This is a genomic window from Eubacterium sp. CAG:156, assembly GCF_000434315.1.
Lineage (GTDB): Bacteria > Bacillota > Clostridia > Lachnospirales > Lachnospiraceae > Eubacterium_U > Eubacterium_U album.
In genome coordinates, this window is sequence record NZ_FR878147.1 from 1 (window position 1) to 23,819 (window position 23,819).

At 30.5% G+C, this 23,819-nt stretch carries 23 protein-coding genes and 1 pseudogene; 21 read left to right on the forward strand and 3 right to left on the reverse strand.

Translation table 11 applies throughout. The features are described from left to right. The first annotated feature begins 238 nt into the window (after positions 1-238). The 14 genes from ABMA45_RS03615 (at position 239) to ABMA45_RS03680 (ending at position 13,946) form a co-directional block, all read left to right on the forward strand. Complete coding sequence (locus tag ABMA45_RS03615; protein WP_022088520.1) at positions 239-448, forward strand: hypothetical protein; 210 nt, start codon at positions 239-241, stop codon at positions 446-448. A 78-nt stretch (positions 449-526) separates the two neighbouring features. Beyond that, entirely contained in the window at positions 527-1,327 is an 801-nt protein-coding gene (locus tag ABMA45_RS03620) for a M14 family zinc carboxypeptidase (protein ID WP_022088521.1), read from the forward strand. A gap of 53 nt (positions 1,328-1,380) precedes the next feature. Continuing rightward, complete coding sequence (locus ABMA45_RS03625; protein WP_022088522.1) at positions 1,381-1,620, forward strand: gamma-D-glutamyl-L-diamino acid endopeptidase 1; 240 nt, start codon at positions 1,381-1,383, stop codon at positions 1,618-1,620. Positions 1,621-1,779: 159 nt separating this feature from the next. Then, entirely contained in the window at positions 1,780-3,003 is a 1,224-nt protein-coding gene (locus tag ABMA45_RS03630; protein ID WP_022088523.1) for an N-acetylmuramoyl-L-alanine amidase, read from the forward strand. A gap of 72 nt (positions 3,004-3,075) precedes the next feature. Continuing rightward, positions 3,076-3,678 carry a class I SAM-dependent methyltransferase gene (locus tag ABMA45_RS03635; RefSeq protein WP_022088524.1) on the forward strand — a complete coding sequence of 201 codons (603 nt, stop codon included), beginning with the start codon at positions 3,076-3,078 and terminating at the stop codon, positions 3,676-3,678. A gap of 231 nt (positions 3,679-3,909) precedes the next feature. Then, on the forward strand, positions 3,910-4,143 hold the full coding sequence (locus tag ABMA45_RS03640) for a helix-turn-helix domain-containing protein (protein WP_348029912.1): 234 nt from the start codon (positions 3,910-3,912) through the stop codon (positions 4,141-4,143). Then, positions 4,130-6,262, forward strand: coding sequence for a leucine-rich repeat protein (locus ABMA45_RS03645; RefSeq protein WP_022088526.1), 2,133 nt, complete (start codon positions 4,130-4,132; stop codon positions 6,260-6,262). The genes ABMA45_RS03640 and ABMA45_RS03645 overlap by 14 nt, the downstream gene beginning before the upstream one ends. A gap of 177 nt (positions 6,263-6,439) precedes the next feature. After that, complete coding sequence (locus ABMA45_RS03650) at positions 6,440-6,994, forward strand: RNA polymerase sigma factor (RefSeq protein WP_022088527.1); 555 nt, start codon at positions 6,440-6,442, stop codon at positions 6,992-6,994. A 2-nt stretch (positions 6,995-6,996) separates the two neighbouring features. Beyond that, entirely contained in the window at positions 6,997-7,737 is a 741-nt protein-coding gene (locus ABMA45_RS03655; protein WP_022088528.1) for a hypothetical protein, read from the forward strand. Beyond that, complete coding sequence (locus ABMA45_RS03660; RefSeq protein WP_022088529.1) at positions 7,724-8,587, forward strand: ABC transporter ATP-binding protein; 864 nt, start codon at positions 7,724-7,726, stop codon at positions 8,585-8,587. The genes ABMA45_RS03655 and ABMA45_RS03660 overlap by 14 nt, the downstream gene beginning before the upstream one ends. Positions 8,588-8,614: 27 nt before the next feature. After that, positions 8,615-9,817: an ABC transporter permease gene (locus ABMA45_RS03665; protein WP_022088530.1), complete on the forward strand. Its 1,203-nt coding sequence runs from the start codon at positions 8,615-8,617 to the stop codon at positions 9,815-9,817. A gap of 84 nt (positions 9,818-9,901) precedes the next feature. Then, positions 9,902-10,978: a hypothetical protein gene (locus ABMA45_RS03670; RefSeq protein ID WP_022088531.1), complete on the forward strand. Its 1,077-nt coding sequence runs from the start codon at positions 9,902-9,904 to the stop codon at positions 10,976-10,978. Positions 10,979-11,166: 188 nt separating this feature from the next. Then, on the forward strand, positions 11,167-12,528 hold the full coding sequence (locus ABMA45_RS03675) for a hypothetical protein (RefSeq protein WP_022088532.1): 1,362 nt from the start codon (positions 11,167-11,169) through the stop codon (positions 12,526-12,528). Between the two features lie 515 nt (positions 12,529-13,043). Beyond that, positions 13,044-13,946 carry an AraC family transcriptional regulator gene (locus ABMA45_RS03680; RefSeq protein ID WP_022088533.1) on the forward strand — a complete coding sequence of 301 codons (903 nt, stop codon included), beginning with the start codon at positions 13,044-13,046 and terminating at the stop codon, positions 13,944-13,946. 282 nt (positions 13,947-14,228) lie between these two features. Here the strand turns inward: ABMA45_RS03680 and ABMA45_RS03685 are convergent, their stop codons facing one another. Then, positions 14,229-14,702: a pyridoxamine 5'-phosphate oxidase family protein gene (locus tag ABMA45_RS03685; RefSeq protein WP_117909949.1), complete on the reverse strand. Its 474-nt coding sequence runs from the start codon at positions 14,700-14,702 to the stop codon at positions 14,229-14,231. A gap of 379 nt (positions 14,703-15,081) precedes the next feature. On the opposite strand from ABMA45_RS03685, the gene ABMA45_RS03690 reads away from it, so the two are divergent. The 5 genes and pseudogenes from ABMA45_RS03690 to bsh all read left to right on the forward strand — a co-directional run bounded on the left by ABMA45_RS03690 (position 15,082) and on the right by bsh (position 19,709). After that, positions 15,082-16,074 carry a DUF3878 family protein gene (locus ABMA45_RS03690; RefSeq protein WP_022088535.1) on the forward strand — a complete coding sequence of 331 codons (993 nt, stop codon included), beginning with the start codon at positions 15,082-15,084 and terminating at the stop codon, positions 16,072-16,074. Between the two features lie 145 nt (positions 16,075-16,219). Further along, a complete protein-coding gene (locus ABMA45_RS03695; RefSeq protein WP_022088536.1) occupies positions 16,220-17,359 on the forward strand; it encodes a fibronectin type III domain-containing protein in 1,140 nt (379 codons plus the stop codon). Between the two features lie 204 nt (positions 17,360-17,563). Further along, the gene (locus tag ABMA45_RS03700) at positions 17,564-18,160 is read left to right on the forward strand and encodes a hypothetical protein (protein ID WP_336305835.1); all 597 of its coding nucleotides are present in this window, start codon (positions 17,564-17,566) and stop codon (positions 18,158-18,160) included. Between the two features lie 160 nt (positions 18,161-18,320). Next, positions 18,321-18,632: pseudogene (locus ABMA45_RS03705) on the forward strand (GNAT family N-acetyltransferase); the annotation flags it as partial. 102 nt (positions 18,633-18,734) lie between these two features. After that, a complete protein-coding gene (bsh, locus tag ABMA45_RS03710; RefSeq protein ID WP_022088539.1) occupies positions 18,735-19,709 on the forward strand; it encodes a choloylglycine hydrolase in 975 nt (324 codons plus the stop codon). A 236-nt stretch (positions 19,710-19,945) separates the two neighbouring features. Here bsh and ABMA45_RS03715 read toward each other — a convergent pair whose 3' ends face one another. Together ABMA45_RS03715 and ABMA45_RS03720 are read right to left on the reverse strand one after the other, a co-directional pair. Continuing rightward, positions 19,946-21,154 (reverse strand): VWA domain-containing protein, encoded by a 1,209-nt coding sequence (locus ABMA45_RS03715; protein WP_022088540.1) that lies wholly within the window; start codon positions 21,152-21,154, stop codon positions 19,946-19,948. 10 nt (positions 21,155-21,164) lie between these two features. Beyond that, complete coding sequence (locus ABMA45_RS03720; protein ID WP_022088541.1) at positions 21,165-21,983, reverse strand: AAA family ATPase; 819 nt, start codon at positions 21,981-21,983, stop codon at positions 21,165-21,167. 378 nt (positions 21,984-22,361) lie between these two features. Here ABMA45_RS03720 and ABMA45_RS03725 point away from each other — a divergent pair, with 378 nt between their 5' ends. Together ABMA45_RS03725 and ABMA45_RS03730 are read left to right on the forward strand one after the other, a co-directional pair. After that, complete coding sequence (locus ABMA45_RS03725; RefSeq protein WP_022088542.1) at positions 22,362-22,658, forward strand: Dabb family protein; 297 nt, start codon at positions 22,362-22,364, stop codon at positions 22,656-22,658. Between the two features lie 35 nt (positions 22,659-22,693). After that, positions 22,694-23,710, forward strand: coding sequence for an SGNH/GDSL hydrolase family protein (locus ABMA45_RS03730; protein WP_022088543.1), 1,017 nt, complete (start codon positions 22,694-22,696; stop codon positions 23,708-23,710). The last annotated feature ends 109 nt before the right edge of the window (positions 23,711-23,819 follow it).

Consider the following 23,819-nt stretch of genomic DNA (forward strand, 5'->3'; position numbering starts at 1 on the left):
GTAGTTTTATTAAAGTATAGAAATACTAATGAGTTACTATATTTTGCAAATGTATATTTGAAAAGGTTATTATCAGGTTGGGACCCCGTGCCCCAACTATTTTTTTATTATTTCTAAATAATAAACCATAGAGGATGTATTTTTCTACAAAAATAGAATTCTAGTAATTAAATAAACAGGCATTTTGTAGTATAATATTTATATATAAACTGGAACGAAAAATTGAAAGGAAAAACATATGAAAAAAACGCTAAAGACACTAATGTTAATTGCAATAATTGCAATGGGAATTAATTTGACAGAGGCAAAAGCCGAAACTTCGGGAGAGATAACAGTACCGGAAACGACAGTACAAGAAGCAACAACGTTACCGGAAACGACTACACCTCAGGAAACAACAGTAATAGCGGAAACAACTACGCCGCAGGAAACAACAACAATACCGTAAACAACTACAACAAAAGCAGAAGAAACAACAACTGTACAGCCGACAACTAAACCGGATGTGGACACAACAGGAAAGAACGTGAAAAAAGGTGGCTACGTAAAGAAGAATGTTTCTGCATATAATTTGAAATTAGAAAAAGTGACAGAAGTTGAAAAAGGTGTTCGTTATTATGTTTATAAAGAATGTAATAGTGGATATTCATTAATTAAAGTAGGAAATCAGGAATTATTAGTTGAAACGAAATATATTACCTACAAGTGTAATGCTAAAAAAATAGTAAATACATCAGATAAAAAATATTCATACTCAGATATGAAAGTAGATTTAAAGAAATTAGAGAAAGCCTACGGTTCAATATTAAAAGTTGATATTGCAGGAAAAAGTTTGGATAAAAGAAATTTATACTATGTTACATTGGGTAATGCTAAAGCAAAGAAAACGGTTTATGTAGAAACATCCGTGCATGCAAGAGAGTATATGAATACTAAATTTATGATGAAAGTTATTGAAGATTATTGCAGAGGATATGATACGAAAAAATATAAAGGAAAAAAATATAGTACAATCTTTAATAATGTTAAATTAGTAATTATGCCAATGGTAAATCCGGACGGAGTAACAATCAGTCAGTATGGACCTAAAAAAATAAGAAATGCTAAGTTACGTGAAAATCTTTATAAGATAGCAGGCGGAGTTGATTTCAAAATATGGAAAGCAAATGCCAGAGGTATAGATATAAATAGAAATTACGCAGAAGGTTTCGACAGAGGTGGTGCAAAAACACCAGGACATAAGCAGTATGCCGGTAAAACACCTATATCTGAAATGCCGGTAAAACACCTATATCTGAACCGGAAACCAAGGCACAGGTATCGGTAGTAGAGAAAGTTAAACCAGATGTAGTAATTTGTTATCATCAGGCAGGTGAAGTTATGTATCATCTTAATCACACAAAGCTTAGCAATATGCTTTATTCCATGACACATTATACTCACATAATAAGTGGGCAGACTCATTATGGAACATTCAGTGATTATCTTGATGCCAGAAATATACTAAATTGTACATTAGAAACAGGATTAACACCGGCACCTGTAAAAAACAGCATGTATAAGAAAATATATAAGACAAATAAAGATGTATTAGTAGCGGTTGCAAAAATGTATTTATAATAAAAAGGCGAAGTCCGGATTCTTTAGGATTTCGCCTTTTCTGAAAAAATATAAGAGGTTAAACAATAAATGGGTTAATTTGATTTGAGAAAAATTCCCCGCTAAATTTATTTGCACTTAATAAATATCTATCAGAGTAAGTAAGAAAGGTGGTAGTATATGAACAGAAATACAATAAAAAAAATAATTGCATCAGGACTGATTATAGTAACAACAGTTGTATTTGCAGAAATTAATAATAACGGACTTAAAATGCCGGGTAATATTGCATTTAATTCTATAGTAGAAGCAGAAGAAATTTCTACAGGTAATACAGAGGCCGTAAAAGAAGATAAAAGTAAAGTCTTGCCGGAAGTTAAAAATTATTCCCTTAAGCAAAGCAATATTAATATATTATCAGGAAAGCCGGGAAATGTTACAGTTTCGTGGACTAAAAATAGTAAGGCTAATGGATATCAGATTCAATATTCTACAGACCAAAATTTTGTAAACTCAAAAATTAAAACGATAAAAGGTCAAAATAAAAATTCTACAAAACTTGCTAAATTAAATAGTAAGAAAAATTACTATGTAAGAGTCAGAGGATATGCAAAGAAGGGTAGAAGTAAATATTATTCAGACTGGAGTAGCTGTGCTGAAATAATTTCGTGGAATTCTAAATGGGAATTTGCAAGTTATTCAAAAATACATACAGATTCAGCTGTTTTATATTTTTCAAGAGCATCAAAGGTTAAGAACAAAACTGTTTGCATAAATGCAGGACATGGAACTAAAGGTGGTGAAAGTGTTAAGACTTTATGCCATCCTGATGGTAGCGCTAAAGTAACCGGCGGAAGTACTTCGCAGGGAGCAATAAGAGCTACATCAATTAATGGTGGAACTACTTTAAATGACGGGACACCTGAAGCAAAGGCTACATTAAATTTGGCAATGATAGTTAAGCAGAAACTTTTAAAAGCAGGATATAATGTTTTAATGGTTAGGGAAGGCGAAGATGCTCAGATAGACAATATAGGAAGAACTGTATATGCAAATAACTGCGCAGATTATCATATTGCACTTCATTATGATTCGACTTCATCAAATAAAGGGGCTTTTTATATTGGTGTTCCAGATAATCAGTCATATAAAAATATGTATCCGGTTTCTAAAAATTGGAAAAAACATAACAAATTAGGAAAAAATCTCGTATTGGGAATGAAAAATGCCGGAGTTAAAATATATGGGAATGGTGTAATGGAAATTGATTTGACTCAAACTTCCTATTCTACAATACCTTCTGTAGATTTAGAAGTGGGAGATAAGAGTAGTAATCATTCAAATAAGACATTAGAAACAATTGCCGTAGGAATTGTTAAGGGAATGAATAAGGTGAATAAGTAATTGAGTTACTGATATTAATAGGTCAAAAAATGGAAAGTGTAAGATAGGAGATATGCATTTTTGCGATAAATTATGAAACAAGACAAAAACGAAATAAGGTGGGACAAACTTCTTAAGATTCGCACCACAGGAAGAGATGATTCAAAAGCAGACCAATATAGATATCCTTATGAGCCAACGCCGTATTCAGTGCTAGAGCGTCTTGCCAACAGTGGGCTTATACGTAAAAATAATACATTGATTGATTATGGATGCGGCAAAGGAAGAGTTGATTATTTTATGGCATATCAGACAAAATGCAAATCAATTGGAATTGAGTACGATGAGCGTATTTATGAAAAGGCAATGACAAATAAAGAAACTGCAGTGTCATCTAATAAAGTCATAATTGAACTTGCAAATGCAGAGAAATTTGAAGTACTTGAAAGTGTGGATAAGATTTATTTCTTTAACCCATTTTCTGTAGAAATCTTGCAAAAAGTAATTGCACAGATACTAGATTCTTATTATGAAAATATAAGAACGATACAACTGTTTTTTTATTATCCATCAGATGAATATATTTCGTATTTAATGACGGTAGACGAATTAATGTATTATGATGAGATTGATTGCAGAGATTTATTTGACGGAAATGATAGTAGAGAACGGATTATGATTTTTGAAATTATGTAGGCGATAATTATGTGATTGAAAATAAGTTTCTGTATAAATATTGTAATTTTTAAATATGAAATTAAACTTTTGGGGTTAATTTTAATATATAAATTATAATATTTAACCTGTTTAGCTAACCGTGTATAGGTATCGGCATCACTTTTTATTTCTATTCCATATATATTTTCAGGAGTAACCAGTACTGCATCGGCTCTGGCTTTACCCGTTTGTTTCTCTTATTGGAAAAAAATTGCAGATAGATTAAGAAAGGTAAGAAAAAGACGTTCTATTTTTCAGGAAAAACTTGCAAATATGAGTGGAGTTAGTTATGGCTCAATAAAAAGATTTGAAGCAACAGGACAGATATCGCTAATAAGTCTTACAAAGATAGCAACAACTTTAGGTGTAGCAGATGAATTAAGGGAATTATTTACGGATGTTCCTTATAGAAATATTCAGGAGGTTATAAATGAAACAAAATAAAATGAAAAATTTTTTAAATAAACTTGTAGCAACAGTATTAACAATATCGTTAAGTTGTTCATATGGAATTGTGTCAAATAAAGAGATTAAAGCAGATAATCGACTAATTCCGACAGCATATGATAATTTGAACATATCATTAAGGAAAAAGTCACAGATGGTTAATTTGGCGAATGGATATATGCGTGTTTTTTATAATGAAGAAAAAATTGGAATAGAATATTATGACAAGAATTTTAATATACAGAGCAGAAAAAATATAAACATGGAATTGCCGATGTGGGGTGGATTTTATGCAGGAAATAATGGATATTATTTGGTTGAAGGAGTAAGCAACACTGATGAATCAGATACTGCAGAGGTAATTCGTGTAATAAAATATGATAAAGATTGGAACAGAATTGGAGCAGCATCAATTACAGGAAACAGCAATTTATTTGGTGGTGAAGTAAGGTATCCATTTGACTATGGGTGTGTTGAAATGACAGAATGCAATGGGAAATTATTTGTTGTAACAGGGCATCAGGGTTATGTAGATCCAATGTATAAGCAGGGACATCAGGGATTTTTAATGATTAGCGTGGATGAAAATACAATGACGGGTCAGATAGTTAAAAGCGATTTGTGGCATTCTTTTGCACAATACATAGTTGAGAAGAATTCAAATTTGTATGTTTTAGAACAAAGTGAAGGTTCAAGATATACTAAACTTACAAAATACAATGCCGATTCATTAAGAGCAGAATCTATTCCATTACTTGAATATGGTGGAGAACATACATCAGCATGGGCTATATCATGTTATGCAAGTGTAGATGATTTGGCTGTTTCAGAAGATAATGTTTTGTGTTTGGGAACATCTATAGATCAAAGTCAATATGAAGTTGTAAATACGAATACTGCACATAATATTTATCTTACAGTTACTTCACAGAATGAATTTGATGAAGAAAATACACAGATAAAATGGATGACTAACTATAAAGATGATGGAAGTTGTTTTATTGGAACTCAAATAACAAAAATAAATGATAACAAGTTTATGATTTCATGGGAAGAATATGGAAAAAGTCAGACTGCAGGGACAGAAGATTTATTAGAGTCATCTATTTTACATTACATTTTTGTAGATGGAAATGGTAATAAAATTAGCCGGGAATTTACAGCATCGGCACCAATTTCAGATTGTCATCCAATTGTAGATGGCTCAAAGATTATATATTATGCATCAAGTTCAAATATGGTTGATTTTTATTCTATAGATATTAATAGTGGAAAGATGGATAAAAAAATATATCGTGTAGCAGGACAAAATGCAACATGGGATTTTGAGTCTTCAAATGGAACATTAACAATATCAGGTTCAGGTGCGATAGATATTGATACAGAAGTTCATTATAGATATCCGGTTTCATCAACAAGTAGAGGATTTAGTTATTCATCATCTGACAACACATGGACAAATATAAGGAACAAAGTAAAGAAAATTGTAATTAAGTCAGGAATAACAAGCATTCCGGATAATGAATTTAAAAGTTTTGATAATTTAGAAGAAGTTGAAATTGGCAAAGGTTTACAGAAGATAGGGGATGAAGCATTTTATGGTTGTAGAAATTTGAAAAAAATAACAATTCCTGCAAGCGTTAATAGCATAGGAAAAAGTTGTTTCGAAACAGGATATTTCTGGATTGGCAGTGGAAAACCGGTTATTTCAGTTACAATATATACAACTGAAAATTCATATGCAGCACAGTATGCTAAAGCAAATGGAATACAATGCAAGATTGTGAATAAAAACGCAGATAAAACAAATCAAACTAAGAAAAAAACTAAAATTGCGAAAGCAAAAATTAACATAAAATTATCATCTAAAAAGAAAAAGACAATAACAGTTAAATGGAATAAAGTGTCTAATGCCAAAGGCTATCAGATACAATACGCAATGAATAAGAAATTCACAAAGAATAAAAAAATTGTGAAAACAAATAAGCATTCAATGCAGATTAAAAAACTTAAAGCCGGTAAGAAATATTTTGTAAGAGTAAGAGCATATAACATAACAAAAGGAAAGAAAAAATACACAAAATGGAGTAAAGTAAAAAACATTAAATGTAAGTAATACAGGAACTCATGATGTCAAAATTAGGAGTGTCCAGATAAAATGCCACTTGATTGAAATAAAATCAAGTGGCATTTTGTGTGTAAATAAGAAATTCTTCCAATATAATAAATCTTAAAACTATTTTCAATTTATTTTCGTATATAATAATGTAATACAAATTACAGGAGAAAAAGAATGCATTCAGATTATAGGCTTATTAGAGAGATAAAAAAGAAAAATGACAGAAACTCAGCAAATGAACTGGTCAGCAGATATTATGACGAAATTTATGTTTATGCTTATAAACAACTTCAGGAAAAAGAGTTAGCAATGGACATGACGCAGGACATTTTTATAGCAGTATTAAATGGATTACATAGCTATGATGAGAAAAAAGCTTCTTTTAGAACATGGCTTTACAGGTTGGCCTCAAATAAAATAACAGATTTTTATCGGAGCAGATTTTATAAACAAAAATTATTAGAAGCCGGTCCGGTAGAAACAGATTACATCGGGACGAATGATAATCAGGAAGAAATGATTATTAATAAAATGACAAATGAAAAAATGATTCAGGATGTGATGATACTTATATCCGGATATAATAATGAGTGGATTAGGATATTCCAAATGAAAATATTTGAGGAGTTATCATTTAAAGAAATTGCTAAGGAATTAGGTATTTCAGAAAACACGGTTAAAACGCGTTATTATACGATGATTAAAATGTTGAAAAAGGAGTTAGCGTAATTATGGAAAATAAATATAAATTTGATATTGAGTACCCTACACAAATCGAAAAACAAAACAGTATAAATTTTATACTTGATGCGACTAAAAAAGAGGAAGAGCCATTGATTACAAGGCTAAAAAATCTATTCTTAGGACCGGGAATAAATGTTATATTCTATCAGTCAAAATTACTTGTATTAATGTCACTTGCTATATATTTGTTTGCAATATCTTTAGGATATGTTTCATTTTCAATAAATGATTATATAAGTCCTGAATACATGATAATAATAATGTTTCCTGTTATTAATGTGTCATTTTTTGCACTATCAATGTGGAATGAAGAACAGTCTGCAATAGTAGAACTTAAACGCACATTGAAATACTCACAAAGTTATATTATTACACTTAGAATGTTGTATGTGAGTATATTAGCAATCGTCATCAATGAGGCAATGCTGTTAATTATAACTGATGTTAAATATCAGTTAAAAATAGTCATTATTGCTTTTGCTACGTCATTTATTTTTTCTGTAGTATCACTATGGCTGTATGACAGGTTTAATAATTATTACAATATAGTTTTTTTATGCATAGCATGGATAGTGGGAACGACAGGAATATCAAAATATAATTCATTAATTATAAATACAATGCTAAATACAGTGCCTACTGTTGTTTGTGTTGCAATTGCAGCTATTAGTTTTGGAATATTTATAGCTTATTTAAGAAAGGTGGAAAAAGAAAATGCTTACGCTTAATAATGTATCGAAAAATTTTGGAAAATTTACGGCAGTAGAAAATATAAGTTTAAACATGGATAATGGATTATATGCACTGTTAGCACCAAATGGAGCAGGAAAGACGACCATTATAAAGATGATAACAACTTTGCTTAATCCTACTGAGGGTGAAATTTTATATGATGGAGTAAATATAAAAACAATGGGAGCGGCGTATAGGGAATTGCTTGGTTATTTGCCACAGGATTTTGGATATTACAAAAATAATACTCCAAAGCAGTATCTTTCATATTTGGCAGCTTTAAAGGGAGTGCCTAAAAAAGAAACAGAAGAAAAAATGGATTATTTGTTAGAGCTGGTTGGATTAGCAGAAAATGCTGACAAGAAAATGAAAAAGTTTTCAGGAGGAATGATTCAAAGAGTTGGAATTGCACAGGCAATGCTAAATGACCCTAAGATATTGATTTTGGACGAGCCAACAGCAGGATTGGACCCAAAAGAAAGGGTAAGATTTAGAAATATAATTTCAGTATTGTCAAAAGATAGAATAGTCATACTATCTACCCATATTGTGTCAGATATTGAATCAATTGCAAATCAGGTGATTCTTATAAGAGATAAACATATTTACAAAATGGATTCCGTAGCAAATATTTGTAATGAGTTATCAGGAAAGGTATTTGAGATGCAGGTAAGTGACAAAGAATATGCACAGATGGAAGAAAAATATATTATTTTGTCAGCAAGACAGGAAAAAGGATATATGACTATCAGAGTGTTTGACGAGGCAGATGATGGAACTGATAATGATAATAAGATAAGTGTTTCACCAAATTTGGAAGATGTATTTTTAGTTAATTACAATTAACATAATAATGGTTAATGGGAGAAAAATATGATTAAATTTGAGTTAAAAAAGATATTTAATATAAAAATCGTGCTTGTAATCTTTGTACTTACAGCTTTATTTTACAATATGTTTTTAAGCACTAATTATTTTGCTACATCTAATATGGGGGCAGAAGATAAATTATGCACCATATTAATGAAAGATTACGGAACAAAATTTCCGGTTAGTGAAAGAAATAAGTTAGAAGAAATAAAACAAGAATATATTGAAAAAGTTGACAAGTATATTGCAGGGGATGAAGTATTGAAAAATGCAGGTATAACTAACTATAAAGATTACAAATCAATGCGCTCAGAAGAAGGACTGGATGATAAGGTAAAAGAAAAATTAAATGACATTTCATTTGGAAGCTATGCTGAAGAAACATTTCTGATTCAGGAGGTGGATTACTGGCAGGAATGGGAAACAGGGTTACAGTTTGCAGGGCTTAGTAGGAAAAATGCAGAGAGTAATATAACAGAAAATGTAAGACGACATACAGGGGAAGTAAATAAGCTGAATCCTAAATTTCTTGAGAGAATGGAAAAACTATATACAAGAGATTACACGTCGCTTTTATCAGAAGATGCAGCTGAATGTGTAAAAAGTGATTTACCTTTGATTGGTTTGCTAATGTTAATATGTTCTGCTTTATTGATAATACCTTATCAGATACGGGAAAGAATAAGAAATGTGAATACATTATTTTATACTACAAAACATGGAAGAAATTTGGTTAACACCAGAATAACAGCTACCGTTATTACTACCGTTTTAGTTGGAATAGCACATATAATTATATTTTATGTATATTTGATAATTAGAGGAGTTGGAAAATATTTGGATTGTCCTATATATTGCACTGCAAGAGTTAATTCATGGTATGATTTGAATTTTGGTACATATATTTGCTTAAATTTATTACTATACATATTTGCAATTATGTCACTTATAATGCTGTATTTTTTAATATCAAAAATATCACTAAATTATGTGGTTGGTTTTGCAAGTGCAATTCCTTTTACGGTTATCATAGCTATTATTTTTAATAAAATAATGTATGGATATTTGATAATAGAAAACAAAATGAAAATAACTTACGATGTTTACCGCCCTATATTGATTTGCATAAGTTTTACAATCATTGGTTTGATTATTGCAGTAGCGTTAGCAAAATATGAAAAGAAAAAAGATGTAGTTATTTGTTAATAAGCAGATTAAAAGATAACTATTTGTTAATAAGTAAAATTAAAGTATAAAAATTTGTTAATAGATGAAAAAGGAAGTGGTAATTTGCTGATAAAATATGAAATAAGAAAAATAATAAAAAATCCTATTGTGTGGATATTAATGTTATTTTTTCTTGTCATTAATATTTTGAATATTGAAATGCAGGTTCATGATTATAAGAAAGACATAAAACTTACGCATCAGTATGTTCTAAACGACAAAATTGATAAAGAATATCTGAATTCTGTTGTTTCAATATATGATGATTTTAATATGCAGATTGTAAAAAATACTAAAATGGATTTGTATGATTACAATCCAAGTGGAAAGTATAAACTGTTTATAGACAACTGTTATAAAAAATTAGAAAAAAGAGTAGAAGAAATAAAAAATGATGGAGAAAGTACACAATTAACTTATCCGGGTCAGGTATATAGATTACATAAATTGCTTTATTACAACATATTTAAAAAACTATTGCTGGAAATGGCTGTTGTAATAAGCATATGCACATTATTTTTAATGGATTATGAAAGGATAAACAATACGACAGGAATAGTATATGCGACCAAAAAGGGACGAACAATTCAGAAAAGTAAAATGATAAGTGCAATGATTGCCGGGAGTGTTATTAATGGTATTTTGATGATAGGAACTCTAGGATATTATTTCGCAAATATTTCTTATAAAGGACTTTGGAATACCTCATTATCATCGGCAATGGCTATGGAATCGAGAGGAATTCTTAAATATCCATTCATTACTTATGCGAAAATGAGTTATGCAAAATATCTTTTATTCACAATATGCTACGCAACAGTGTTGATAATACTTATCAGTGTTTTAAGTAGTGCCATTCAATTAGTAACTAACAATAGTTACATAAGTATAATTATTGTTGTCATTACAATGTTGGGATTATTAAATGTATTACAATTTTCTACAAACACATGGTTTGATTTGTTAATATCATTTAATCTGGCTTCAAGCTGGAATGATTGTGGTTCATGGTTTATGGAAAATCATTTATTTACTTCGTTTAAAGCTTATGATTGGATTAGTATTTTGGTGCAAACCTGTATTGTAAGTATTTTATTTAGTGTTGCTTATAAGAGATTTTGCAGAAAAGATTACGTGTGATGAATAACGGGTGGGTATTGGAAGGATAAGTGTGAATAAAAGTAGCTCAGAGTAAGTAAAGAAGCAGAAAAAATTTTGTTAAATATTGAATTATCCTCTAAAGATGATATATTATTAATTAATATTATTTTAGGGGATGATTTTATTTATAGGATAGACGAAACAAAATTGATGAAAAATGTATTCTTATGATTCCGGCAATGTTAGATGCACATTTTTCATTGCTAAATTATGCTTTTTATTCTAAAAATTATCATCCGATAATTATAGAAAATGAAGAAGGAATAACAGATATTGGGCTAAAATATGTAAACAATGAAATGTGTTATCCGGCTATTTTGAATAAAAAAGAGGAAAAAATTATGTTAAAAAACGAACGAAAAATTGTAGATATTTTAATTAAATATTCGGATTATTTATTTGTGTTAGCAATAACAATATTATCTATTTATATAAGAAACAGATTGCTTCCAATCGTATCAGGTGATGCCAATTATTTCTTACTACCATGGTATGAAGAAATTAAAAATAGCGGAGGCTTAGATGCACTTTCTAAACAGACAGGTGATTATTGTATTTTGTACCAGACACTAATTGCCTTATTTACATATTTACCGCTTAAACCATTAGTGACATATAAGGTGATATCGTGCATTTTTGATTATTTATTGGCATTAGCATGTGTTATGGTCATTAGAGAATTAACTGAAAATCGTTTGTATATGATTTGGACTTTCGTACTTGTTGTATGTTCACCTATAGTTATATTTAATTCATCGGCATGGGCACAATGCGATTCGATATATGCAACCTTTTGTGTGTGGACAATATATTTTTGTATAAAAGAAAAGTATTCTTTTATGTTTATCGCATATGGGGTTGCTCTTTCATTAAAATTGCAGGCTATATTTTTGCTCCCATTTATTTTTATAATTTATCTGATAAAGAAACAATTTTCTATTATAAAAATTTTTTATGTACCATTTATGATGATTGTTTTAAGTGGTGTTGGAATTATTTATGGTAGAAAAATTTGGGATGTGTTTTTAATTTTTAAAAATCAGACACAGGCTTATAATTCAAGTCTCACATCTAATTATCCGGGATTATGGGCCATATTCTCTACAGAGATGGCAGATTTAAATATAAAATATTCAACTGCTGCTACAATGATATCAATATGCATAATAGGAATGATTTTTTATTATTTAATGAAAAAAATGTCAAACATTAATAAAGAACAAATTTTACAGTTGGCATTTATTTTTGTATACATAGCAGTACTTACTATGCCGCACATGCATGAGAGATATGGATATTTATATGAGATATTTGCAATTATGCTTGCATTGCTTTATAAGCGTACGATTATTCCATGTATTATATTACAATTAATTACATTTTTTACTTATTCATCATATTTATTCAAGCAGGAACATATGCTTACGGTTTTGGCGGTAATAAATATAGGAATATTCATATATTATTTTTGGATATTTTTTGTTCAAAAAGAAAATGAAAAAACTGAAAACCTATGCAATAACAATTAATAAAAGAGGAACAGGGTATGTAACAGTTAAAAGAAGCATTTACATAATTTGGAAATGCTTCTTTTTAAGTGATATTATGAAATTTTTTTGCGATGCACTATTTTAGTACAGCTGTCTGCCGGAAGTTAAGTTATTTCTTAACAGGCACAAGGTCCATAAGTTCTTCGTCCCATTCATATTCAATTTCTTTAATCATATCTAGGTGCCTCCTTTTTATATATTTATGAAAGATTTAGTTTCTATAAGTATAATACATAAAAATATGCAAAAATAATATAAATATCAAATTTAAATATTATAACAATAGTATACAAAAATAGAAAATATGCTATAATTATATAAAAATAATACAACAATCGGATAAAATAAATATAACAATAGTACACAAAAATTATAACAATCGTACATATATATGTTATATACACTATTTGAAATTTTAGAATATAAAAATAGACTATAGAATTAGTATCTATAAACTATTTAATCTCAAATAAATTGTTTAGAGGTAGGAATTTATGGAAAGAATAAAAAACATTAAACTTAGAACGGACAATTCTGAAATTGTACCATATACCATTGAAAGTATTCCGATATATGCTATGAGAGAAAAACAGTCAAGTTATCCTAATATGTGTGGGATAATGCATTGGCATGATGATATAGAATTTATAAGAGTTGTTTCAGGAAGAATAAATTATTTAGTAAATGATAATGTAATAGAATTGAACGAAGGAGATATTATATTTGTTAACAGCCAGCAAATTCATGGACATAGACATATTAATTATGAGGAATGTGTATTTGATGGAATATTAGTTCCTACAAACGTTTTAGTGTATCCGAAGCAATTGGCAGAAAAATACGTAAATCCATTTTTTTACGACTCTAAGTTTTCGAGTTTTGTATTTAGAAAAGGAGACAGAGGTCATGATGAATTGACAAATACATTTAATACAATGATGTCACGATTGGAAAAAAAGGTGGATGCTTATGAATTTGATATGGTTGCAGGAGCTTACAAATTAATGTCAGCAATAATAAAGAGATTAAATTGTAAAGGTGTAGAGAGAATTGGAGTGTCACCGTGGACAGATACCTTACATAGAATGATTGGCTTTATTCAGTCGAATTATAAAAATACAATTAGTCTGGAAGAAATTGCAGCAGCGGGAAATGTAAGTAGAAGCCAGTGTTGCAAGATATTTAAAGGAATAATGAACAAAAGTCCTAATGATTATCTCACGGAATACAGAATAAATAAAAGTATCGATTTGATTTTAGGAACAGATATGAAAATGACGGAAATTGCTTATGAATGTGGATTTAACGGTTCAAGCTATTTTGCAGAAATTTTTAAAAAAATGATGGGAGAAAGTCCAAGAGAATATAGAAAAAAGAAAAGAAATAAAAATATTTAAAACATAAAAAAGAAATCCAATGTAGCATGGTATCAGATTTTAATTACTAACAAGGAGTGCAATTTTAGAGTGATACCTGTTAACATATGGATTTCTTTTTTAGTTAATCGTTGTTATTTGATATGATGTCGGGGCAAAAGCTACCAACTTTGATGCCTGTGGATTGTTCCGTGCTACGTATTTCCACAATCAGAGAGAAATATTTAATCAGCCAAGAATGTGTATGATTGTCCCATGCTACGCATTCCTACAATATTACCCAATTATAATATTTTACATTAATTAATGAACATTATTTCTTCTTTTACCTGTCATATCAGAAACGACAAGTTTAAATACAGTAGTGACTTTCATCATATCTGTATTAAATTTGAAGTCTTCTTCGTGATACTGAGCCATAAGAATTTTTAATGCATCAAATTTATCTTCGTCCGGTACAAATTCAATGGTTCCGTGGCCAATGACACTTTCATATCCCATAGTACAAGACATTCTTTCTTCATACATTATAAATCTGTGACCACAATCCATTTCAAATGTGGCTCTGTTATCTTGTCTGATTAAATCTAATTTAGTTCCTTCCTTAGCACAATGGAAATATAGTTCGACTTTATCGCCATCAACATGTAATCCAAAATTAAGAGGTACAATATAAGGAAAATCCTTGTCATTAAAGGCAAGTCTGCAACAGTCACACTTGCGGATTATTTCGATTATTTCATTAAAATCTGTTATTTCACGGTCTTTTCTTCTCATAAAAATCACTTAAATCCTTTCATTTGTATAATTAGGAAAAATAAATTATATATATTTTATAATATAACATTGTGCGGGAATATAAAACATATATTTAAATTGCTTTATGCATTTATGATAAATAATAAACCATTAATTTTATATTAAGATATTACATAAAAGATATAAAAATTGTACAGACAATACTGTATAATAAATAAGTATATAAGATGTCGGGGCAAAAGCTACCAACTTTGATGCCTATGGATTGGTCCGTGCTACGCACAGGTATCGTATATAAAAAGTTATTATAAAGATAAACTAAACTAGTTTTATTTTATAAAAATTCGTAAGAATGATAATCATAAAAAGAGATTAATAATAAATTTGGAGAAAAACAATGGAAAATCAAAGCATAGATGTTACAAATGAAAATACAGAATATGAACAGGAAGAACTTGAGGCTTTATATAATTTAGAAAGACTGCTAGAATCGGGGCAGTTTGAACTTGTATCAGATAAACCTGAGAATGGAAAAATCAGACTGATATACATAATGAATGATGCAGTGGAAAGCTTTATTGTATTTGACAATGCAAGACTAACAGGCACATATGATAGTAAATTTGAAGGTAGTGTTACAGCTTCACTAACCGGAAATGAAAAAGAATATGTTATGGTAGTACATCAGAATGAATCAGTATTTTCAATATTTTTTCAAAAAATGTACATGGAAAATCATTTATACAACTACGGAAAAATCGGACATTTTTGGGTGAAAGGATACGAATATTTAAGAAATATTGAATATAAGATTGCAATAGTGCGGGACAAAAGGGAATATTTAGGAGAAGAGTATTGCAATAATCAAGAATTAAAATTAACACATTTGTCGGATTTTCCACCTTTAAATTATTGCTGCTATCCGTCAGTGCCACAAAAATATATTGTTCCAAAAGACGATCCATGGACTCCGTCAAATGAAGCAATTCAGGTAATGTATGATATGGCAGAATTGACTAGAGACAGAAAAATGCAAAGGATGCTGAAATTTTATAAAAATCATCCTGAAAAATGTGTCGCAAAAATTATAGCTTCTATGTTACATAGAAATTCTCACAAAGAATTGGTTGATTATTTGATAAATATATTTGTGAAAGCGTCGGAAAATTATCCTGTGAGAAATTTTGGAAAAGAAAATGAAAAATTAGAAAAATATATAAAGAAAGCAGAACAGTTAAAGGAAGAGTTAAGTAAAGATGGAATTGAGGCATCCGTCATTACTGAAGAACCTTTTGTTGGGGTAAAAGACTCAATAGAATTTAAAGTATATTTGATGATTTGGAAAAAAGGAGTGTTAAATCGAAAGGTCGAATTAAGAAGAATTGTGTAAATAGGTTATTTATTCAAATTTAACAATCAAATAACATTTTTCAGATAAAATTAAGAAAATTTTAACAACAAAATTGCATTCTTTTATTGAAATAAAAACGTTTTCGATATATGATTAGAGTAACAAATTGAAAAGGAGAAGAAAAATGAGAAAGTTATTTAAACAGATTACTGCAGTAGCTATGTCAGCAACAATGATTATTGGTGCAGCAGGAGTTACATCAGCAGCAGTTGCACAGGGAACTAACGTATCACAGAATGAATGGACATCATATTCTCTTCATACAAGAGAAGACAATGGTGAATGGGAAGACAAGTTAATTAAAGATGGTCAGAGTTACATGAACACAGCTAATGCTTACAAGAGTTATGGTGAAAATGCATCTTTAACAGCTAAGACAGCTTCATCATTTACAATGAATGTTGTAAGTACAGGATGGAGTGCTAACTGGAATCCATTCACAGGAAAAGTTACACAGTCTAATCCATGGGGAGTTACAGCAACTCAGATTATGAATGTTGAAAGAGGAAGATATTACAATCTTTCATTCAAGATTAAGAGTACATTATCAAATGAACTTACAAAGACAGTAGAAAGAGCTGATGGTACAGCTTATAATGAAGGAACAGGAAAATATAACTATGTTAAACATGTTCACTTCAAAGTATTTGATAATAATGATAAAGATGGTGCTGCATTAGATTTAACAAATTTAACAGCAACAATTGGTGGCGCAAGTGTTCTTACAACAGGCGATGCTAACATCAACAAAGATTTCTCATCATTTATCGCACTTGATAGCAAGAATACAGCAGATGACGGATGGGTTACAGTAACAGCATCATTTATGATTCCATCACTTAAGTCAGAATACCAGAGTGGAGTTAAAAATCCTACAGTAGGTGTTAAATTTGCATTCGGTGCATTATTAAGAGAATATGAAGATGAAAACAACATGAGTGGTACAATCGAAGTAAAAGATTTCTCTGTTGTAGCTGATATTATGTCACCTTCACAGGTTAAAGTTACAAAAGTAACACCTAAGAAGAAAGCTATGGTTGTAAAGTTTAAGAAATCAAGCGGAGCAAAAAAATATGAAGTTCAGTATTCATTAAAGAAGAACATGAAAGCTGCAAAGGTTAAAACAACAAAGAAGACAGCAATCACAATTAAGAAATTAAAAGCAAAGAAAACATATTATGTAAGAGTAAGAGGTTACTTTGAAAACAATGGCAAGAAGATTTACAGCCCATACTCAGCAAAGAAGAAAGTTACAATTAAATAATTTTACTTAATAAAAAAGAAACGTTGAGCTAAAAAGATTAGTTCAACGTTTTTTTGTATTCATTGCCCAATATGGTGTAATTCGGGGATTAGTATGAATGGGAACCAATATCACCATTTTTGTTATGTGCAGTAAATCTCATTTCAACACTTTTATCTTATTTAAACATATAATAAATATTATCAGAAATATAATATGAGGTTTATGGTGGATAGTAATGTAAATGGACTTATGTTTCAATTAGGAAATATAATGAGAATAGATAATGGGTTTGTTGAAGAATCGGTATGTTTTAATACTGCGGGAGGCTACATTGTAGTTTCATATAATGATACATCAATGGGAAGAAACAATAGGCAGCAGGTCAGATTAAATATAAATAGAAATACAAAAATTATTAACTTTAGAGGACAAAATTTATGTACTTGTTGCATACAGGAAGGTATGTGGATTAATGCAATTTTTTCAGGTGCTATGACAAGAAGTATTCCACCACAGGCAAATGCATTTTTAATTATTGTACAGGGAAGAAGTCAGCAATTGGTTAGCTCAGTAACAATAGACAGAATTGCATCTATAGATTTGGAGAACAGCTCTTTTTATACGGGAAATAGAAATGATATTAATTCACAAACGAGATTTATCGTAAATAATAATACAGTTATAACAGACAGAGAAGGAAACAGAATCAGATTACGAAACTTAAGACCGGGACAATTAGTTAGAATAAATCATGCAAATTTCCAGACGGCAAGCATTCCACCACAGACAACAGCGTTTTCGGTTCAGGTGTTGCAATAGGGAGAAAAATACTGGAACTGAGCAATAAAGTATGATAAAATCGATATAGGTTTTACAAATTGGGATGAGCATAAAAATAATAATTAATGATGGCAGAATCACCCTACATATTGGCAGATATGTAGGGGGTTTTTATGAATGGAAGAATTGAATGATGAAAAAAATTTTAGGCTTATACATTCTGCATCCAAATAATGTAGGAAGATGCGGACATATCTGTAACGCAAGTTACACAGTATCATCAAAAAGCAGAGGATTGCATATTGGAGAAAAACTAGTAAAAGACTGCATTTTAAAAGCTTACGATAATGGCTATAAAGTGCTTCAGTTTAATGCTGTAGTGGCAACAAATGTACATGCAAGACATTTATACGAACGTGTTGGATTTAAACAATTGGGTATAATACCTAATGGATTCAGATTGAAAAATGGGAAATATGAAGACATATGTCCATATTATATTGAAGTGTAATAATTTTTGAACCATTACTGGCTCCAAGCAGTGGAACATCCTAAAATTAAACTTACCTATTTTACAAATTAAATATTATAAGTAGAAAATGGAGGAAATTATATGTGTACAGCAGCAACATATAAGACAAAAGATTTTTATTTTGGAAGAACACTTGATTACGAATTTTCTTATAATGAGGAAGTTACGATTACACCAAGAAACTATAAATTGAAATTCAGATATGGAATTGAGGCAAAAAATAATTATGCAATTATTGGAATGGCATTTGTTGTAAATGATTATCCTTTATATTATGATGCGATAAATGAAAAAGGATTAGGAATGGCAGGACTCAATTTCGTAGGAAATGCTGTGTACAGTGAAGTAAAATCTGACACTAAAAATGTAGCACAATACGAATTTATACCATGGATACTTAGACAATGTGAATCAGTAAAAGAGGCACGAAAAGTATTAAGTGAAATGAATTTAGTAGGAACTCAGTTTAGCGAGCAATTGCCGGCGGCAAGTCTTCACTGGATTATAGCAGATGCAAATGAAGCAATAACAGTTGAATCAACTGAATCGGGATTACATGTATATGACAATCCGGTAGGGGTATTGACTAATAATCCACCATTTGAACAGCAGATGTTTCAACTTAACAATTACATGCATTTATCATCAAAACAACCGACTAACAGTTTCTCAGATAATTTGCAACTTAATTCATATAGCAGAGGAATGGGTGCAATTGGAATGCCGGGAGATTTGTCTTCAGGGTCAAGATTTGTAAGAGTAGCGTTTACAAAAATGAATTCCAAATCAGGGGAAACGGAAAATGAGAGTGTTAGTCAGTTCTTTCATATTTTAGGTTCAGTTGAACAACAAAGAGGATGTTGTGAAGTAGATGAGGGTAAATACGAAATAACTATTTATACTTCATGCTGCAATGCGACAAAGGGAATTTACTATTACACTACTTATGAAAATAATCAGATTACTGCAGTTGATATGCATAAGGAAAATCTTGAAGGGGAAAGCCTTGTGAGATATCCTTTAATACAGGGACAGCAGATAAAAATGCAGAATTAACAGATGAAGTGTATGTGCCCACGGCCACAGGTTCAGTATAAATTTAAAGTAAAAATAAAATTACGGATAATATTTCAAATTGAAAAATTATCCGTAATTTGGTTTACATAATTTAATTGTAGAATTCAAAATAATTAAATTACTAAAATATATTACGGACGAAAATTGATTTAATATTATCCGTAAATCAAGTCCGACTTACACAATCACAAGTCGTCAGACGCATCCACGAGCCTTTATTTCTTCTTATCATACATAAGTGTTTTTATTCCACGCTTAAGTCCATCAACAGTTAAAGGAAACATGTCGATGTTTTCGCGAATTACTCTTTCAGATTCCATCCAGTACATATTGTTCAAATCTCCATAGTGATATGAAGGATTTAACCAAATGCTGTGTGGATATTTCTTCTTAAAAAGTTCAATCCATTCCTTACCTGAAAGTCCACCGTTTGGACCACTATAATTACCGTTTTTATCTTTGAATTCTTCAGGTGCCATACCTGCATCGCCAACAATAATTACTTTATAATCCTTATCATAATTTCTAAATGCCCATGTAGTATCTATCCAATCACCACTTGCGCATTCAGGTGTTTTATATAATTTAGCATAAATACAATTGTGGAAGTAAAAAGTTTTTACATCCTTAAAATGATTAGCTTTATGCACAGCCTGAAAAAGCTCGTTACACAAAGAACTATAAGGATACATCGAACCACCACTGTCAAATAAAAGCATAAGCTTTACAGTATTTTTTCTTGGTTGTTGGAATTCTAACTTTAAATAACCACCCTGATTACAGGTTGAATTAATCGTTCCGTCGATATCAAGTTCAGTTTTTGGCAAATCAAGTTTTCTTGAATATTGACGAAGTTCACGGAAAGCAACCTGAAACTGTCGCATTGTAAGTTTTGTATCACGTCTGAAATCTTTATAACGTCTTTCGCCCATAACAGTGAAAGCAGTTTTCATTCCGGCTTCATTTCCTAACTGAATACCACCGGCTACGTGACCTCTTTTACCAAATTCAGAGCCACCGCCCATACCAATCCAGTAAGTTCCACCGTGATGCTCAGTTTTCTGTTCACCAAGTCGTTCCTCAAATTTACGATGAACTTCCTTGGCTTCACGCTCGGTACGCTTGTCTATATATTTGCTTGGGTCAGTTTTCTTGCCCGTTTCAACATCATTGTGCAGCCATGCATCAATTTTACTCATATCAAAAGAATTATCTTTTATATCGTTAAAATATTCCTGAAAGGCAATATCAAATTTGTCATAATCACCTTCACTTTTAACTAAAATTGTACGGCAAAGATAATAAAAATCAGTAAAATTTGAATGGGCCAAATCTTTATCAAGTGCGTCCATAAGCATAAGCCATTCGGTGGTAGAAATGTTTAATCCGTGATTTTTCAATACATAGAAAAAGTCAGTAAACATAAATTCCCTCCTATAAGCTCATCTGTTTTATTGTTTCTAAATCTTCATCCTTCTTAATTAAAACACCAAGATATGGAAGTGTTTTCTCAATAGAATCAGGGTCAACGCCACCAATCATAAGAGCTCTAATCCAATCTATAAATTCAGATGTGCTAGGTTTCTTTCTAACATCTCTAATACTTCTAATCCAGTAAAATGTTTTCATTGCCTGCTCAAGCAAATGTTCTTCTAAATTTTCAAAATGAGCATTAACAATCTGTCTCATTAAATCTGCATTTGGAAATGAAATATAGTGGAAAATACAACGACGTAAAAATGCGTCAGGAAGTTCCTTTTCAGCATTTGAAGTAATGATAACTATAGGACGGATTTTTGCCTTAACAGTTTCTTTAGTTTCATTAATATAAAATTCCATTTTATCAAGTTCCCAAAGAAGATCGTTAGGAAATTCCAAATCAGCCTTATCTATTTCATCAATTAATAAAATAACCTGCTCCTCTTTTTTGAAGGCTTCTCCAAGTTTTCCAAGTTTGATATATCTGCTGATATCATCCACACCATCTACACCAAACTGGCTGTCATATAATCTTTGAATTGTATCGTAAATATATAAACCGTCCTGAGCTTTAGTTGTAGATTTTATGTTCCAAATTAATAATTCTTTGTCGAGAGCTTTAGCAACTGCCTCAGCAAGCATAGTTTTACCTGTTCCCGGTTCTCCCTTAACTAGCAAAGGCTTTTGAAGCTTTGTTGCAACCTCAACTGCTGCTAATAAATCGTCAGATGCTACATAAGTATCAGTCCCGGTAAATTTTGTTTCTGCTGCCATATTAAAATATCCTTTCCGTAAATAAGTATAATTTCATTTATATTTCAATCTGACAAAATTAACAAAATTACGCTTGAGCTGCTTGTCGCTCGCAGCAGTTCTAAATCTTCAATATGTAGTTTGAATTTCAAATGATGGTTTCATTCAAACTACATATATGTCGATTTGAACCGCCGGCGACAAATGCAATTTTGCTAAATTTTGTCAGATTAAAAATGTAATGATATTGACCTTAAATTTTAATTAATTCTTAATAATAAATTTATCGTTTTCAAAAGTTATAGTACCATAATGAAAATATGAATGTCTACAACAATTGAAAAAACTATTTAGGTCGGTTACAATGGTGTGGAAAGAATAAATTTTAGGAGGCATGAAATGGTAAAGCATATTATTTTATGGAAGTTAAAGGAAACATTAACAGAAGAAGAAAAGGTACAGGCGAAGAAAGATATAAAGGAAAATTTAGAAGCATTAGAAGGACAGATTGACGGATTGTTAAAAATGAACATCCGAATAGAATATTTGCCATCTTCATCTGCTGATATAATGATGGATAGTGAATTTGAAAATGAGGATGCATTGAAGGCATATCAGACACATCCAAAGCATCAGCATGTTGCAAACACATATGTAAGACCTAATGTTGAAACAAGACTTAGTATGGATTTTTAGACATTGCTATTTTATCAGAAAGGTGGATTATAATTATGAAAAAATTTATTACTTTTACATGGGCATGCACAATAGCACTTATTTTGGCAGGAATGTGTGAAATGAGTTCATTTGACAATGGGATTCAGAAGTATTCATATGTAAAAAATGTTAAGGCAGAAACTGTAAAAAATCACGAAAAAAATCAGAGCATAATTTTAAATGCTCCGACAGTTAAAGTAAAGAATAAAACTGAAAAACAAGTTAAGATTAAATGGAATCGTGTAAAAAAAGCGAATAGTTACAAAGTATACAGAGCTACAACAAAGGGTGGAACTTATAGTCTTCTTACATCAACAACTACCAGAAATTACGTGGATACAAATACAGTAGGCGGTCAAAAATACTACTATAAAGTGCAGGCTATAAGAACAGTTGCCGGAAGCATGGGAGAAAGCAGTCTTTCAAAGGCTAAATATGTAAAGGCTGCAACTAAAGATTTAAGTATTGTAGTTGCAGGAGAATGCTATGTTGAAGGAATTGAACTTTGGGCAAAGAATCAGTATCCAAAGGGAACACATTTTATAAGTAGTGTAGGTGTAAGTAGTTCAGGATTTATAAATGCAAAGAAATTTAAAGTTAATGGAAAAAGTGCTACAGGTATAGAAAAAGTTGCATCATATAATCCTGACAGAGTATATTTTTTAATAGGAATGAATGAATCAGGTACTGACAATACAACTCCTACAATCAACAATTTTAAAACAATGATAAATAAACTTAAAAAGAAAAATAAAAATGTACAGATAGTCCTTCTTCCAATAGCACCAACGGGCAAAAGAAGTACTGCAAATGTGCCAAAGAAATCACAGCGTTTGAAATTTAATAAAGCGTACTCAGATTTGGCAGCAGCAACAGATAATGTATATTATTATGATTACACAGGTTTGTTTGATGATGGAAAAGGATATTTGAAATCATCATGTGATGGCGGTGACGGATGCCATTGGACATCAACAGCAACAATTAATTTTTCAAAGAGCCTGATGGATTGGTCAAAGAATAATTTATAGAAAATATAAAATTTATTATGCCGGGAAATATTTGAAATCATTACATATTGGATAGGTTTTAGATTAATGTTCCCGGCATAAATAATATTAAGTTAATCAAAGGAGTCAC

What these genes read in the sequence shown, in the direction of transcription:
- ABMA45_RS03715 (WP_022088540.1), bottom strand. Translation starts at nt 21,154, where the DNA reads ATGTTTACTGACTTTTTCTATGTATTGAAAAATCACGGATTAAACATT.
- ABMA45_RS03700 (WP_336305835.1), top strand. Translation starts at nt 17,564, where the DNA reads ATGGTGGATAGTAATGTAAATGGACTTATGTTTCAATTAGGAAATATA.
- ABMA45_RS03645 (WP_022088526.1), top strand. Translation starts at nt 4,130, where the DNA reads ATGAAACAAAATAAAATGAAAAATTTTTTAAATAAACTTGTAGCAACA.
- ABMA45_RS03675 (WP_022088532.1), top strand. Translation starts at nt 11,167, where the DNA reads ATGATTCCGGCAATGTTAGATGCACATTTTTCATTGCTAAATTATGCT.
- ABMA45_RS03690 (WP_022088535.1), top strand. Translation starts at nt 15,082, where the DNA reads ATGGAAAATCAAAGCATAGATGTTACAAATGAAAATACAGAATATGAA.
- ABMA45_RS03660 (WP_022088529.1), top strand. Translation starts at nt 7,724, where the DNA reads ATGCTTACGCTTAATAATGTATCGAAAAATTTTGGAAAATTTACGGCA.
- ABMA45_RS03665 (WP_022088530.1), top strand. Translation starts at nt 8,615, where the DNA reads ATGATTAAATTTGAGTTAAAAAAGATATTTAATATAAAAATCGTGCTT.
- ABMA45_RS03680 (WP_022088533.1), top strand. Translation starts at nt 13,044, where the DNA reads ATGGAAAGAATAAAAAACATTAAACTTAGAACGGACAATTCTGAAATT.
- ABMA45_RS03685 (WP_117909949.1), bottom strand. Translation starts at nt 14,702, where the DNA reads ATGAGAAGAAAAGACCGTGAAATAACAGATTTTAATGAAATAATCGAA.
- ABMA45_RS03730 (WP_022088543.1), top strand. Translation starts at nt 22,694, where the DNA reads ATGAAAAAATTTATTACTTTTACATGGGCATGCACAATAGCACTTATT.
- ABMA45_RS03630 (WP_022088523.1), top strand. Translation starts at nt 1,780, where the DNA reads ATGAACAGAAATACAATAAAAAAAATAATTGCATCAGGACTGATTATA.
- ABMA45_RS03615 (WP_022088520.1), top strand. Translation starts at nt 239, where the DNA reads ATGAAAAAAACGCTAAAGACACTAATGTTAATTGCAATAATTGCAATG.
- ABMA45_RS03695 (WP_022088536.1), top strand. Translation starts at nt 16,220, where the DNA reads ATGAGAAAGTTATTTAAACAGATTACTGCAGTAGCTATGTCAGCAACA.
- ABMA45_RS03650 (WP_022088527.1), top strand. Translation starts at nt 6,440, where the DNA reads ATGCATTCAGATTATAGGCTTATTAGAGAGATAAAAAAGAAAAATGAC.
- bsh (WP_022088539.1), top strand. Translation starts at nt 18,735, where the DNA reads ATGTGTACAGCAGCAACATATAAGACAAAAGATTTTTATTTTGGAAGA.
- ABMA45_RS03655 (WP_022088528.1), top strand. Translation starts at nt 6,997, where the DNA reads ATGGAAAATAAATATAAATTTGATATTGAGTACCCTACACAAATCGAA.
- ABMA45_RS03625 (WP_022088522.1), top strand. Translation starts at nt 1,381, where the DNA reads ATGTATCATCTTAATCACACAAAGCTTAGCAATATGCTTTATTCCATG.
- ABMA45_RS03635 (WP_022088524.1), top strand. Translation starts at nt 3,076, where the DNA reads ATGAAACAAGACAAAAACGAAATAAGGTGGGACAAACTTCTTAAGATT.
- ABMA45_RS03725 (WP_022088542.1), top strand. Translation starts at nt 22,362, where the DNA reads ATGGTAAAGCATATTATTTTATGGAAGTTAAAGGAAACATTAACAGAA.
- ABMA45_RS03720 (WP_022088541.1), bottom strand. Translation starts at nt 21,983, where the DNA reads ATGGCAGCAGAAACAAAATTTACCGGGACTGATACTTATGTAGCATCT.